Source organism: Streptomyces sp. NPDC054765, from assembly GCF_053612065.1.
Genome location: NZ_JBSHBP010000025.1, coordinates 60,667 through 73,871, shown reverse-complemented (window position 1 = coordinate 73,871; position 13,205 = coordinate 60,667). Strand labels below are relative to the sequence as shown.

Sequence of the window (13,205 nt, the reverse complement as noted above, 5' to 3'; positions counted from 1 at the left end):
GGGGCCCGTCGGACCGGACGGGCGTTGTCGCACGGCCGTGAGGAGCCCGCCGATGGATGCCGCGTTCACCGAGGAGCAGCACGAAATCCGCCGCACGCTGCGCGAACTGCTGCTCAAACGCTGTGGTCCGGACGAGGTCAAGGCGGCCGTACGCACCCCACCCGGGTACGACGAGCACCTGTGGCAGCAGCTCGCCGCCCAGCTCGGCCTGCCCGGCCTGGCGCTGCCCACCGCATACGGCGGTGTGGGCTGTGGACCCACCGAACTCGCGCTGGCCTGCGAGGAAACCGGCCGCGCCGTACTGCCCTCCCCGCTGATCGCCACCGCAGCGCTGGCCGCGCCGCTGATCCTCGCGCTGGGCAGCGAACGCCAGCGCACCGCACTGCTGCCGGCCCTCGCCACCGGAGGGCTGACCGGAACGCTCGCCGTACCGGGCGGGCAGCTCGCCACCGCACTCGCCCTGACCGGGCCGAACGACGGCGACTGGGCGGGCGGCGGCCGGGCCGGCGGCATCCAGGCGCGGATGCGGGACGGAACATGGCAGCTGTACGGGGAGGCCGGGCAGGTGCTGAACGGGCACACCGCGGACGTGCTGGTGGTGGCCGCGCACACCGGCGGGTTCGCGCGCAGCCGTACTCTGCTCTTCCTCGTACGGGCGTCGGCGCCCGGCCTGGCGTCGGCGCCCGGCCTGGCGTCGGCACCCGGCCCGGCGGCGGCACCCGGCCCGGCCGCGGCACCCGGCCCGGTGGCGGACGGACCGGATGCCCGGCGCGGTGCAAGGCCCGGCGTGCCCGGTCTGCTGCGGACCCGGCAGACCGCGCTGGACGAGACCCGTCCGCAGGCGCGACTCGAACTGCGCGAGGTCCCGGCCGAGTTGCTGGGGGAGGGGGACGGTGACGAGACGGCGGTGGCCGGGGCCCTCGCCGCGACCGGGGTCACGGCGGCCGCGGCGCTGGCCGCCGAGGCGGTCGGGGCGGCGGACACGGCGCTGGCCCGGACCGTCGCCTACGTCCGGGAGCGCGAACAGTTCGGCCGGCCCATCGGCTCCTTCCAGGCGGTCCAGCACCGGCTCGCCGATCTGTATGTGACGGTGCAGGCGGCGCGCTCGGCGGCGTACTACGCGGCATGGGCGGCGGGCGGCGGATGGTCCGGGGCCCGGGGCGCCGCGGGGCCGCACCCCACGGGTCCGTACGCCGCGGACGCACCCGGCGTGGGCGCGCTGGCGCTGGCGCAGGCGCTGGAGACGCTGCGTGCGGTGGCGGCCGAGGCGGTGCAGCTGCACGGTGGCATCGGCTTCACCTGGGAGCACGAGGCCCATCTGTACTTCAAGCGCGCCGCCTGTGACGAACTGCTGCTGGGCCCCGTACACCGGCTGCGGGCGCGGGCCGCCGAGGAGGCCGGGCTGTTCGCGGGTGCGGTGGGGGAGGCGGACGGGACCGGGACACCCGGCGGTGGCAGGGAGGCGGGCGGAAGCGGGGCAGCTCCCGCACGCCGGGCGGCTCCCGCGCCCGGGGTGGCTCCCGCGCCCGGGGCGGCTCCCCCACGCGCGGATGCGGCAGGCGGGGAGCCCGCCGGAGGCCGTACGCCGGAGGCGGTGGAGGCCTGATGCCGCCGGGTGAGCGGCTGCTCCAGAAGGTCTCCGCGACCCGTGCGTTCGCCCGGATCGCGCCGCACCTCATCCCCGTGCTGGACCGCACGGTGCACCGGGTGACCCGCGGAAAGGTGCTGCTCAGCACGCGGATGCTGCCCGGGGTGATCCTGACTGCGACCGGGGCCAGGAGCGGGCTGCCGCGGCGGACGCCGCTGGCGTGCCTGCCGGCGGAGGACGGCGGCCGGCTGCTGATCGGCAGCAATTTCGGGCGGCCGGGGCATCCGGCCTGGACCACGAATCTCCTCAAGAACCCGGATGCCGAGGTGAGTTGGCGAGGCCGTGACATTCCGGTGCGGGCCCGGCTGCTCACCGGTGAGGAGCGGGCGCGGGCATGGCGGACGGCGCTGGCGTTCTGGCCGCCGTACGCCGCGTACCAGGCGCGGGTATCGCGGGAGATCCGGCTGTTCCGGCTGGAGCGGCGGTGAGCCGGCCTGGGCAGCGGCGGTGAGCGGCGGTGAGCCGGCCTGGAGCGGCGGTGAGCCGGCCGTGCGGCACGGGGGCTTCGCCCCTGCCCGGCCCGTTGCCCGGCCCGTTCGCCATGTGCACAGCGGGCGCCACGGCGAACCCCCGAGGGGCCGCGCGGCGCCCGCTGTGTGTGCTGTACAGCTATGGCAGGACGGATACAGCACCGATGGCGAATCATTCCGGGAGTGCCGGGACTTCGAGGCGCGGCTGTTTCTCCGGCCGCTTCCTCGGCTGCTCTCTCGGTTGCCTCGCTATTTGGTCGGCTTCTTGGCGGTGACGCCGAGATGCACCAGCAGTGCCAGAGTCGGCTTGAGCTCGGCCTGCTTGACGCCCCAGCTCTGGAAGCCCTTCTGGTGCCCGGCGACGGCCGCCAGCATCGCGACGAGCGAGCCGGCCATCGCGGGCGCACTCATGTCCTTGTCGACCTTGCCCTTGCTCTGCAATTCCTTGATCGAATCGGTAAGGGAGTTGGTGACGGCATTAAGGATCTTCATGCGGATCTTGTAGAACCGCTTGTCGCCCTCGGCCGCGCCCAGGTCGATCACGCGCAGAATCGCGTCGTGCTTGCGCCAGAAGGAGAGGAAGCCCTCGACCAGATCTTCTGCCGCCTGCCAGGCGGATTTGCCCACCCAGGAGCGTCCGGCGACAAGATCGGTCAGAGTGGCGCCTTCTTTGGCCATCTCCTCGGCGATTTCGAGGACGGCACCCTCGACGTCCGGGAAGTACTGATAGAACGTTGCGGGTGAAGTCCCCGCTTTTCGGGCTACATCGATGACCTTGACGTCCCGATAGGGGGACGAACTGAGCATTTCGCTGAGGCAGTCGAGAAGCTTTTGCCGCGTCGCCTGTCCGCGGCGGCCGGCAACTCTGCCGTCGACGGTTCGAACTTGTCCTGTCATGCCGTCAGCTTACCGAGGGGTGATCGGAGCGCTATTTGGCTGCCTGCAAATGGGGATGGGGGAGTTCGGGGCCGGTGGCACCCCTGACCATGCCGGTGGCGGGTCCGCCCGCGGCCGCGGTTCGCCCAACGCCGCTTGGTCCGAACCAGTGAATAGCGTTATCAACAGGCTGTGGACAACTTTGGTGGATAAGTGGTCGCCGTCCGTGCGGCAAGTGCACAGTGATGGCCGTCAGTTGAACATCGGCACTTTCCTCGGCCCTTCCTTGCTGCATCCTGTGCGCCGTATAGGAATCGATCATGTGTGCGAGCGTTCGAGGGGCGAACCGTACGAACCGGCGCTAGCTTGGACATCTGGCCGCCGCGGCGGTCGGTGTTCCGGCCTGCCCGGATGTCCCGCAAGGCGCCACGCCTGGTGTCCTGGCGCCGAAATGACCTTCGAACGCGCAGAATTGGGCCGTGGGAACGGGAGCGACAACGGGGATGGCATGACCGGTGGGGGATGGGTGCGCACAGCAGGGGGAACAGCATGGTTTTGGCCACCGCGGCCGCCGGACGTCCGGGAGAGCGAACCGTTCTCTTCGTGCGCCCGTCAAACGGAGTGGTGAACGTCCGTATTTCGGGCGGTGCCACGCGCGGGAGATCCGCAACCCGCCGGTAACCCACTCGGCGAACGCCTGTCAGGGGACGTATCGCAGCACGTCAGACGTGGTTGGGTTACGTCGGGTAACGGGCCCGGTGCGGGTTACGGGGGGTATGCCGTGACACGACGGGCAGGCCCCGGGTTCGCAACCGTCGGCCCGGCCAGGAACAATCAGCACGCGTACGGCCGTTTCGGCCAGGCGGTGAGACGCTGCACGGGGCAGTGGCTCTCGGCGGCTCGTGGCTAGTGAGAGTCTCTTTTTACGCCCCACGGGGAGGTGGCAGGCAAGTGGTGGAGCAGCTGACGCAGCTGACGCAGCACGATCCCCGGCGGATCGGCCCGTTCGAGGTGCTCGGCCGTCTCGGGGCCGGCGGCATGGGACTGGTCTATCTGGCGCGCTCGGCGTCCGGCCGGCGCGTGGCGATCAAGACGGTGCGTACCGAGCTCGCCGAGGACCAGCTGTTCCGGGTCCGCTTCACGCGCGAGGTCGAGGCGGCCCGCGCGGTCAGCGGCTTCTACACGGCCGCGGTGGTGGACGCCGATCCGCGCGCCGCGGTGCCCTGGCTCGCGACGGCCTACGTCCCCGCACCCTCCCTCGAGGAAATAGTCAATGAGTGCGGGCCGCTGCCGGCCCAGGCGGTGCGCTGGCTGGCGGCCGGGATCGCCGAGGCGCTGCAGTCCATCCACGGCGCGGGCCTGGTGCACCGTGATCTGAAGCCGTCGAATGTGCTGGTCGTCGAGGACGGCCCCCGGGTGATCGACTTCGGTATCGCCTCCGGGGTGTCCAACACCCGCCTGACGATGACCAACGTCGCCGTCGGCACCCCCGCTTACATGTCGCCCGAGCAGGCCCGCGACTCACGCAGTGTGACGGGCGCAAGCGATGTCTTCTCCCTCGGCTCGACGCTGGTCTTCGCCGCCACCGGCCATGCGCCGTTCCATGGCGCCAACCCCGTCGAGACCGTCTTCATGCTGCTGCGTGAGGGACCCGACCTGGCCGGACTGCCGGACGAGCTGCGTCCGCTCCTGGAGTCCTGTATGCAGATGGAGGCCGGCCAGCGGCCGTCCCCCGCCGATCTGCAGTCCCAGCTCGCGCCGCATCTCTTCGGCTCCGGCAGCGACGACAGCGGTACCGCTTCGGCCTGGCTGCCGCCCGGCGCGGTGGCGCTCATCGAGGGCCGGCGCGGCGGCCGCGCCACCGTGTCGAACAACAGCCAGCGGGCCGGCTCCGGGCGCGGCGCCGGCCGTGCGGCACCCGCCGTGCCGCCGTCCCCGCCCATGGCGCCGCCGATGCCCGCGGCGCAGCCCGTCCAGGCGCCGCCGCGGCCGGAGAGCCCACCGGCCGGTGCGGAGTCCGGCTGGCCCGGCCGGCTCGGTGCCGGCCCCGGCGCGCACCGCGGCGGCGACCCGCGCGGTGCCCACCCCGGCCCGATGCCGCAGCCCGCGGCGCTCGGCCCGGACGCCTCGGCGGCTCGGGCGACCCCGGTCTCCGCGGCGCCGCCCGCCGCCTCGCCGTCCCCCGCCGCGCTCTCCTCCGCCCCGTCGGCCGTCTCCGCGGACGGCGCCGCCGGCCCCGTACACCTCGGTGGCTCGGCCGCCCCGATAGGGCCGGGGCCGCGCGCCGACTTCCGGGACCCACAGCCGCGCGGGCAGGCCGGTGCCGCGACGAACTGGGTACGGCCGCCCGGCACCGGACCCGTGACCGGTGTGCCGCCGCAGGGCCAGCCGGGCGGTGCCGTGACCGGGGAGGGCCCGGCCCGCGGCGAGGCCGCGCCGCCCGAGGCACCGTCCGCCGAACCGGGCCGCTGGCGCCCCTGGCGGTTCCGGATGTCGAACGACGTGTGGGGCACCCCCGCCGTCGCCGGCGACCTGCTGTATGTCACGTCCTTCGAGGTGCATGCGCTCGATGTGGCCAGCGGGCGCCGTCAGTTCAAGACCCGTGACGTCGCCTGGGCGATGGCGGTCGCCGACGGCCGGATCCATGCCTCGGACGGCCCGAGCCTGTACGCGCTGGACGCCGGCGACGGCACCGAGCGCTGGCGGCTGCACACCGAGGGCTGGGTCTACGCCCTCAAGGTCGACCGCGGAATCGTCGTCACCAGCACCCGCGGGGGCGGCGTCCAGGCGTGGGAGGCCGCCACCGGCGAACGGCTGTGGGAGGCCGGCGGCATCCAGACCGACTTCGAGACCGCCGAGGCCGCGCCCGTGGTGCACGACGGCACGGTGTTCGTCTGGGCCGACGCGCGGCTGAAGGCACTGGAGGCGCGGACCGGCGCCGAGCGCTGGTCGTACCCGGTCGGCGACGCCGCGTCCTGTGGCGGGGTGCCGGTGCGGCTGCTGCCCGCGTCGGACGGCGCGGTCTACGTCGTCGCCGGCCCCCGGGTGCTGGCGATCGACATCGCCCGCGGCGACGTGCGCTGGCACTTCGAGGCGCCCGCGGTGTTCCTGAGCCCGCCCGCCTTCGCACCCGGCCCGGCCGTCACCGGCGGCGGGGTCTACCTGGCGGACTACCTCGGCACGGTCTACGCGCTGGACCCGGCGGACGGCCGCGACCGCTGGCGGATCGCCACCGAGGCACGGCAGTCCACCGAACCGGTGCTGGTCGCGCACGGCGCGGTCCACCTGGGCAGCGGCAAGGCGCTCTACACACTCGACGCGGTGACCGGCACCCCGCGCTGGCGGTTCCAGGCCGGTGCGGAGGTCATCGGCGCACCGGTCGTCGCGGAGGGCCGGGTGCATTTCGGCTCGGCCGACCACTGCCTCTACACGCTCGATGCGATGGGCGGCCAGCTGCGCTGGAAACTGGCGACCGGCGGCGAGATCACCGGTTCGCCGGTGGCGGTCGGCGGAGTGGTGTACGCCTGCAGCAAGGACCGCTGTGTGTACGCGCTGGACGCGGCCAAGGGGACGGGGCTGGCGCGGCGGTCGTGATGCGGCGGCGGTGACGGGGGCGGGGGCCGGCGGCCCGTATCCGCCCCGTACGGGACCGCCCGGATGGGACCGGTCCGTAGGTGACCGCCCGTACGTGACCGCCCGTACGTGACCGCATCCGCCCGGCCGTCTACTCCCGGTCCTCCGGGGGCTGTTCGGGGTGTTCCGGCTGTCCTGGCCGTTGTCCGGGCTGTCCGGGCTGCCGGGGCTGCTGAGGTTGCCGCGGTTGCGTGGGGGGCTGCCGGCGGTGCTCCTTGCCCCACTCGACCGGCGGGGTGGGCGGCTGCTGATGGGCCGGCATGGTCGGTGGTGGCGGCTGTGCCTGTTGCGGTCGTTGAGGCTGCTGAGGCTGTTGTTGTGGCTGTGTCCGCTGTTGCTGCGCGGGCGGTGGGGGTGGCGGGGTGACCGGCAGGGGAGCGGTGGGGGTGTCCTCCCGTGGCCCGTAGGCGCCGCCGTCGGCTCCGCCGGGCGCCGCGGGGCCTGCCGGGGGCCCGGCGGGGCCGGTGGAATACGGCTCCGGGTTCCACTCCTCGGCCCCCGGGCGACCCGCGTCCCACGGCTCGGGCGTCCCCGGCGGGTAGGGCGTGGAGGGGTCGTACGGCGCACGCGCGTCGTAGCGGTCGTCGTACGCCGAGGGCCCGTAGCGCCCGTCGTCGTACCGCCGCTCGTCATATCCGCGGTCGTGGACCCGCCGGCCGCGGCCGCGCATGATCAGGGCGCCGAGCAGCAGCAGTGCGCCGCCGCCGAGGGCGCTGGCCACGCCCACCCCCAGGCCGCGGGCACCGGCGGTGAGTTCGCTGGCGGCCTGCCCCTGTCGGACCATCCACAGGATCGTGAAACCGAGCACCACCAGGCCCGCGAGGGTGATCAGCGCCCGGGAGCGCAGGGCCACGCCGATCAGGGTCAGCAGGGCGGCGAACGCCATGGGGAGGAGAACGGAGCCGAAGAGCGCCGCGCCGTTCCGGGTGATGCCGTTGAAGAGGTCTTCGATCCGGACATCGCTGCCGTGACGGCCGTCGTACCAGGGACGGAAGGGGCTCCAGACGGCGGCCGCCGCTCCGGCGAGGGCGATCAGCGACCCGAGAACGTTGCGCACCACGGGCGTCGCCTCGCTTCGAGTCGTCCGGTCATCCTCTGTGACCGACGCTACGCCCGACCCTCTGTGCCCGCGAGAGAAGTACGCCCGCACGCGTTGCCGGGCCCCGTACGGGTATCAGGGCGGCGGTTGCGACCGGACTGGCACTGGCCACGGTCGCCACGGTCGGTGGCTGCGCCTTCGGCCGGCCTGGATGAAGGCCGAACCGGCCGACGGCAAGGCCTACGGGCTGCACGAGCGCTCGATCACCGTCGGTCCCGGCGCCACCGAGACGTACCGCCAAGTACACCGCCAAGTACACCGTCAACCAGTCCTCCATCGGGCAGTGCTGGTACACCTGCGAGATCACCCGGGCGCACAAGACGCGGATGTAAGGGTCATCTGACCGGTGGCCCGCCGTCCCGTTCGCCGTCCTGGCCGCTCTCTTGGCCGCCGTGCCGCCCGCCCTTCTGGCCGCCGTGCCGCGGACGGGCGGCGAACAGCCCGGCCTGGCGGTCCGGGGGGAGGTTGCCCAGCGCGATCAGCTGCGGGGCGTGCGCCAGGGCCTGCGACCTGGCCGCCTCCTTCGCTGCCCACAGGGCCCGTACGGTGCCCTGGACCGCCTCGGTCGGCTGGGCGGCGAGCACGGCCGCGCGGCGCAGCGCCACGTCGGCCGCGGCGCCGGGCGCGGTCAGCTCGGAGACCAGGCCGATGTCGTACGCGCGGGCCGCGCCCAGCCGCTCCGCCGTCCCCATCAGCGCCAGCCGGGCGATCTCCCCGTAGGGCATCCGCTGCGCCATGGCGATGGACTCGTAGGCGCTGACCATCCCGTAGGTGGTGTGCGGGTCGAAGAAGGTGGAGTTCTCGGAGGCGATGAGGAACTCGGCCTCCCCCAGGAGGTAGAAGGCGCCGCCGCAGGCCATTCCGTCGACGGCGGCGATCACCGGCTTCCACAGATCGTTGGCCTTCGGGCCGATGCGGAGCATCGGATCGTCGAGGGAGTAGGGCGAGGACGGCTGGGGGACGTCGACGGAGCGGTCGATGCCGGTGCAGAAGGCCCGGCCGCCCGCGCCGGTGACCACCGCGGCCCGTACGGCGGTATCGAAGCGGAACGCCCGCCAGGCGGCGCCGAGTTCGGCAGCGGTGTCCAGGTCGACGGCGTTGTGCCGCTCGGGCCGGTCGAGGGTGACCAGGGCGACCCCGTCCTTGATCTCCGTGCGGACCGTCACGGCCGCTCCAGGAGCCAGCGGGGCACGGTCACGCCGCCCGGCATGGTGTGGAAGGCGGCCTTCACCGGGGCGCCGATGCGCAGCCGTGCCGGGTCGACGGAGTTGAGCGGGGCGTCGGCGCCGGTGACGAGATTGCCGACGAGGCGGATGTGCGGGGCCTCGGCCAGCTCCACGATGATCGCGTTGTAGCCGGGCTGAGCGGCGTACGCGGGCAGCAGCGGCGGATGCGGCAGCACATAGGACCAGATACGGCCGCGGCCGCTCATCCGCTGCCAGTGCGCGGTGAAGGACTGGCAGTGCGGGCAGCAGGGCCGGGGCGGGAAGCGCAGTTCGTCGCAGCCGGAGCAGGCCTGGATGCGCAGCTCACCCCTGGCGGCGTACTCCCAGAAGGGAGCCCCGTCGTCATCGGCGACGGGAAGCAGCAGGCCGGCGCCGCTGTCGGGCCGGTTGTCAGTGGCGGGTGTCACGATCGAGGGCATGGCATCGCGAACGGACTCAGCGGACTCAGCGGACTCGACGGACTCGGCGGACTCAGCGGATGCGACGGACTCGGCGGATGCGACGGACTCGGCGGACTCGACGGACTCACGCGTGCTCATGGCGCCTCAACTCCTCAGCAGCAGGGCCGAGGTGGGGACACCCTCGCCCGCCGTGACCAGGCAGGTGGCGGCGTCGGGGACCTGCGCGGTGCTGGTGCCGCGCAGCTGCTTGACGCCCTCGGTGATCAGGTTGAAACCGTGTACGTACGCCTCGGAGAGACCGCCGCCGCCGGTGTTGAGGGGGAGCCGGCCGCCGATCTCCAGCGCGCCGCCCTCGGTGAAGGCCGCGCCCTCACCGCGCCCGCAGAAGCCGTAGCCCTCCAGCGAGAGGGGGATCAGGGGGGTGAAGGCGTCATAGATCTGTGCCACGTCGACGTCCTGCGGTCCGAGGTCGGCGCCCTTCCACAGATGCCGGGCGGCGGTCCAGGCGGGGCCGGTGAGCGGGTCGTCGTTCCAGTAGTTGACCATGCCGTGGTGCTGGGCGGGCAGGCCCTGGGCGGCGGCGTGGACGTAGACCGGCCGTTGCCGGCAGTCGCGGGCGCGTTCGGCCGGGACCACGACACAGGCCAGCGCGCCGTCGGTCTCCAGGCAGTTGTCGAAGAGGCAGAGCGGCTCACTGATCCAGCGGGCGGTCATATACATCTCGCGGGTCAGCGGGCGGTCGTACATGATCGCGGCCGGGTTCTGGTTGGCGCGGTTGCGGCAGGCGAGCGCGACGTTGAAGAGGTGGTCGCGGGTGGCGCCGTATTCGTGCATATAGCGGCGGGCCAGCATGCCGATCTCGTCGGCGGGGCGCAGCAGTCCGAAGGGGCGGGTCCACTGCCCCGGGGTGGGCAGCTGGACCTGGGTGTTCTTCCAGGGCCGCGGTCCCGAACCGCGTTTGCGGGACCGCCAGGCGACGCCGACGCCCGCCTGGCCGGTGGCGATGGCGGCGGCCAGATGGGCCACCGTCGCACAGGAACCGCCGCCTCCGTAGCCGACCTTGGAGAAGTGGGTGATGTCCCCGGCGCCGATGGCCTTGGCTATCTCGACCTCGTCGGTCTCCTCCATGGTGTAGGAGGCGAAGGCGTCCACCTCCGAGGGGGCGATCCCGGCATCGTCCAGCGCCGCGAGGATCGCGCGGCAGGCCAGGGTCTTCTCGGATTCGGGGAGTTGTCTGGCGAACGGGGTCTGTCCGATGCCCGCTATTGCCGTAGCGTCCTTGAGGGTCGCCCCCATCGCCACCTCCGCGGTCGGTCGTCAGTGCTGACAGCGGAGGAGGCTACCGCTAATCTGACGGACAGTCAGCTAGTGGCGTACGGGCTCTTTGTCGGGAGGCAACGCGATGCGCGACGACCTGGAGGCGCGGGCGGATCTGGAGTACGGCGCGATCCCCCGGCTGGTGCGCGCGGCATCCCGGCGGTATGCCTCCCGGGAAGCCGTGGTCGAGGGCCGGACCCGGGTGTCGTACGCCGAGCTCGGCGAGCGGGTGGAGGCGGCGGCCGCCGCCTGTATTGCCTCCGGGGTCGTACCCGGCGACCGCGTCGCGGTCTGGGCTCCCAACACCCTCGACTGGATCGTCTCCGCCCTCGGGGCCGTCACCGCGGGCGCCGTCCTCGTCCCCGTCAACACCCGTTTCAAGGGCGCCGAGGCCGCCTACGTCCTGCGCCGTACCCGCGCCAGGCTGCTCTTCGTCACCGGCACCTTCCTCGGTACGTCCTACGTCGCCTCGCTCCGCCGCGCCGCCCGGGAAGGCACCGGCCGTGGCCCGCTGCCCGGACTGCCGCAGCTGGAAACGGTCGTGGTGCTCTCCGACGACGCCCCCGCCGGCTTCACCACCTGGCGGGACTTCCTCGCCGACGGCGCTGCGGTGGCCCCCGAGACGGTCCGCGGCCGGGCCGATGCCCTGCACCCCGACGCCCCTTCGGACATCATCTTCACCTCCGGCACCACCGGCCACCCCAAAGGCGCCGTGATCACCCATGCCCAGACCCTGCGCGCCTACGACGTCTGGAGCGAACTGGCCGGCCTCAGGGAGGGCGACCGCTATCTGATCGTCAACCCGTTCTTCCACACCTTCGGCTACAAGGCCGGGATCATCGCCTGTCTGCTGCGCGGCGCGACGATGGTTCCGCAGCCGGTCTTCAGCGTGGAGACGGCGCTCGCCAAGGTCGCCGCCGAGCGGATCTCCGTACTCCCCGGCCCGCCCACCCTCCATCAGCAGATCCTTGACCACCCCGCCCGCGCCCGGCACGACCTGTCCGCGCTGCGTCTGGTGGTCACCGGCGCCGCCGTGGTCCCCCTGGAACTGGTCGAGCGGCTGCGCAGCGAGCTGAAGATCTCCACCGTCCTGACGGCATACGGGCTGTCCGAGAGTTCGGGCGTCGTCACGATGTGCCGTCGCGGCGATCCGCCCGAGGTCATCGCTGCGACCTCGGGCCGGGCCCTGCCCGGCACCGAGATCCGGACCGTCGACGCCGCGGACCGCCCGCTGCCGCCCGGCACCCCCGGTGAGGTGCACGTCCGCGGCTACCACGTGATGTCCGGCTACTTCGAGGACCCGGCCGGCACGGCCCGCGTGCTCACCGCCGACGGCTGGCTGCGCACCGGCGATGTGGGTGTCCTCGACGCGGACGGCAACCTCACGATCACCGACCGCATCAAGGACATGTTCATCGTCGGCGGCTTCAACGCCTATCCCGCCGAAATAGAGCAACTCCTCGGCCGCCACCCGGACCTCGCCGATGTCGCGGTCATCGGCATACCCGACCCCCGCCTGGGCGAGGTCGGCAAGGCCTATGCGGTCCGCCGCGCCGGCTCCCTGCTGACCGCCGACGATCTGATCGCCTGGGCCCGCCGCGAGATGGCCAACTACAAGGTCCCACGGGAGGTCGCCTTCGTTCCCGAACTCCCGCGCAACGCCAGCGGCAAGATCCTCAAGACCCGGTTACGGAACGGAAGCTCGGCCTCCGCTCCGTTGTGAGCCGGGGGGCCGGTGCGGCCGGGGGCCCGGTGCGGCCGGTGGGGTTGATGCGGCCGGTGGGGCCGGAGGGGCTGGTGCTGTCGGCGCTGCGAATACCGTCCGGTACGCCTGCGCCGCTCACGCCCCGATGCCGCAGACGTCGCGTACGCCCCGACCCCGCCTACACCACCCACGCCTACGCCCCCACCACCCACGCCTACGCCCCCGGCGGCGTCCAGTCGGGCCGGCGGCCGCTGAGCGCCACCACCTGGTCGAGAAGCGGTGCCTGCGCCCCCACCGCCACCGGCGGGCCGAACACCGGCACGCGGTCCGGGGCCTCGGCCATCGGCGCGAGCAGCGCATACGAGACCCCGAGGCTCGCAGCATCGGGCGCGTACTCCTGGCCGGTGGCGCGCGCCAGGTCCCAGCCGTGCAGCACCAGCTCGTTCAGCGCGAACCGGCCCGCGATGGCGGCCGGCAGGGTCACGCCGCCCGCCTGCGTCTCGCCCTCCCAGGCCGCCGGGTCGTGCCAGGCCTCCGCCATACCGTGGAGGTTCCGGTCCAGGACGGCCCGCCAGCCGGGCTCCACATCGGGCATCGCCGCATTCGGGTCGACGTTCGTCATCGGCCCCAGATTCTTGCGCGCCGTCTCCTGGAAAGCCGCGGACAGGCCGACGAGATGGCCCAGCAGATGGCGCACCGCATAGGCCTCGCAGGGGGTGGGGGCGTCGAGCTGTTCCTCGGCGGTCTGCGCCGCGAGCTGCGACACCAGCTGGGCCTGCGCCGCGAAGTCGATCGTCTCGGTCATCGTCCGGGTCCTTCCGTCCTGCCGG

At 73.1% G+C, this 13,205-nt stretch carries 10 protein-coding genes; 4 read left to right on the top strand and 6 right to left on the bottom strand.

Annotated features, from left to right (window positions below; genetic code table 11):
- Positions 1-52: 52 nt before the first annotated feature.
- Together ACWGJY_RS18185 and ACWGJY_RS18180 are read left to right on the top strand one after the other, a co-directional pair.
- Positions 53-1,606: an acyl-CoA dehydrogenase family protein gene (locus ACWGJY_RS18185; protein ID WP_453261806.1), complete on the top strand. Its 1,554-nt coding sequence runs from the start codon at positions 53-55 to the stop codon at positions 1,604-1,606.
- On the top strand, positions 1,606-2,076 hold the full coding sequence (locus ACWGJY_RS18180) for a nitroreductase family deazaflavin-dependent oxidoreductase (RefSeq protein WP_453261805.1): 471 nt from the start codon (positions 1,606-1,608) through the stop codon (positions 2,074-2,076). Before ACWGJY_RS18185 ends, ACWGJY_RS18180 begins: the two co-directional genes overlap by 1 nt.
- 291 nt (positions 2,077-2,367) lie before the next feature.
- On the opposite strand, the gene ACWGJY_RS18175 is transcribed toward ACWGJY_RS18180, so the two are convergent.
- The gene (locus ACWGJY_RS18175; RefSeq protein WP_453261804.1) at positions 2,368-3,015 is read right to left on the bottom strand and encodes a TetR family transcriptional regulator; all 648 of its coding nucleotides are present in this window, start codon (positions 3,013-3,015) and stop codon (positions 2,368-2,370) included.
- Positions 3,016-3,945: 930 nt separating this feature from the next.
- Between ACWGJY_RS18175 and ACWGJY_RS18170 the strand changes: the two genes are divergently transcribed.
- On the top strand, positions 3,946-6,588 hold the full coding sequence (locus ACWGJY_RS18170; RefSeq protein WP_453261803.1) for an outer membrane protein assembly factor BamB family protein: 2,643 nt from the start codon (positions 3,946-3,948) through the stop codon (positions 6,586-6,588).
- A 130-nt stretch (positions 6,589-6,718) separates the two neighbouring features.
- Here ACWGJY_RS18170 and ACWGJY_RS18165 read toward each other — a convergent pair whose 3' ends face one another.
- The 4 genes from ACWGJY_RS18165 to ACWGJY_RS18150 all read right to left on the bottom strand — a co-directional run bounded on the left by ACWGJY_RS18165 (position 6,719) and on the right by ACWGJY_RS18150 (position 10,649).
- Complete coding sequence (locus ACWGJY_RS18165) at positions 6,719-7,687, bottom strand: hypothetical protein (protein ID WP_453261802.1); 969 nt, start codon at positions 7,685-7,687, stop codon at positions 6,719-6,721.
- Between the two features lie 374 nt (positions 7,688-8,061).
- Positions 8,062-8,892 carry an enoyl-CoA hydratase/isomerase family protein gene (locus ACWGJY_RS18160; RefSeq protein ID WP_453261801.1) on the bottom strand — a complete coding sequence of 277 codons (831 nt, stop codon included), beginning with the start codon at positions 8,890-8,892 and terminating at the stop codon, positions 8,062-8,064.
- Entirely contained in the window at positions 8,889-9,371 is a 483-nt protein-coding gene (locus ACWGJY_RS18155) for a Zn-ribbon domain-containing OB-fold protein (protein WP_453261833.1), read from the bottom strand. Before ACWGJY_RS18155 ends, ACWGJY_RS18160 begins: the two co-directional genes overlap by 4 nt.
- Before the next feature lie 126 nt (positions 9,372-9,497).
- Entirely contained in the window at positions 9,498-10,649 is a 1,152-nt protein-coding gene (locus ACWGJY_RS18150) for a lipid-transfer protein (RefSeq protein ID WP_453261800.1), read from the bottom strand.
- Positions 10,650-10,755: 106 nt separating this feature from the next.
- On the opposite strand from ACWGJY_RS18150, the gene ACWGJY_RS18145 reads away from it, so the two are divergent.
- Positions 10,756-12,393 (top strand): FadD3 family acyl-CoA ligase, encoded by a 1,638-nt coding sequence (locus ACWGJY_RS18145; protein ID WP_453261799.1) that lies wholly within the window; start codon positions 10,756-10,758, stop codon positions 12,391-12,393.
- Between the two features lie 196 nt (positions 12,394-12,589).
- On the opposite strand, the gene ACWGJY_RS18140 is transcribed toward ACWGJY_RS18145, so the two are convergent.
- A complete protein-coding gene (locus tag ACWGJY_RS18140; protein WP_453261798.1) occupies positions 12,590-13,180 on the bottom strand; it encodes a TIGR03086 family metal-binding protein in 591 nt (196 codons plus the stop codon).
- Positions 13,181-13,205 lie beyond the last annotated feature (25 nt).

Excerpts from the sequence above, each read along its gene's own strand:
- ACWGJY_RS18145 (WP_453261799.1), top strand. The coding sequence starts at position 10,756 with ATGCGCGACGACCTGGAGGCGCGGGCGGATCTGGAGTACGGCGCGATC.
- ACWGJY_RS18140 (WP_453261798.1), bottom strand. The coding sequence starts at position 13,180 with ATGACCGAGACGATCGACTTCGCGGCGCAGGCCCAGCTGGTGTCGCAG.
- ACWGJY_RS18150 (WP_453261800.1), bottom strand. The coding sequence starts at position 10,649 with ATGGGGGCGACCCTCAAGGACGCTACGGCAATAGCGGGCATCGGACAG.
- ACWGJY_RS18155 (WP_453261833.1), bottom strand. The coding sequence starts at position 9,371 with ATGCCCTCGATCGTGACACCCGCCACTGACAACCGGCCCGACAGCGGC.
- ACWGJY_RS18180 (WP_453261805.1), top strand. The coding sequence starts at position 1,606 with ATGCCGCCGGGTGAGCGGCTGCTCCAGAAGGTCTCCGCGACCCGTGCG.
- ACWGJY_RS18185 (WP_453261806.1), top strand. The coding sequence starts at position 53 with ATGGATGCCGCGTTCACCGAGGAGCAGCACGAAATCCGCCGCACGCTG.
- ACWGJY_RS18175 (WP_453261804.1), bottom strand. The coding sequence starts at position 3,015 with ATGACAGGACAAGTTCGAACCGTCGACGGCAGAGTTGCCGGCCGCCGC.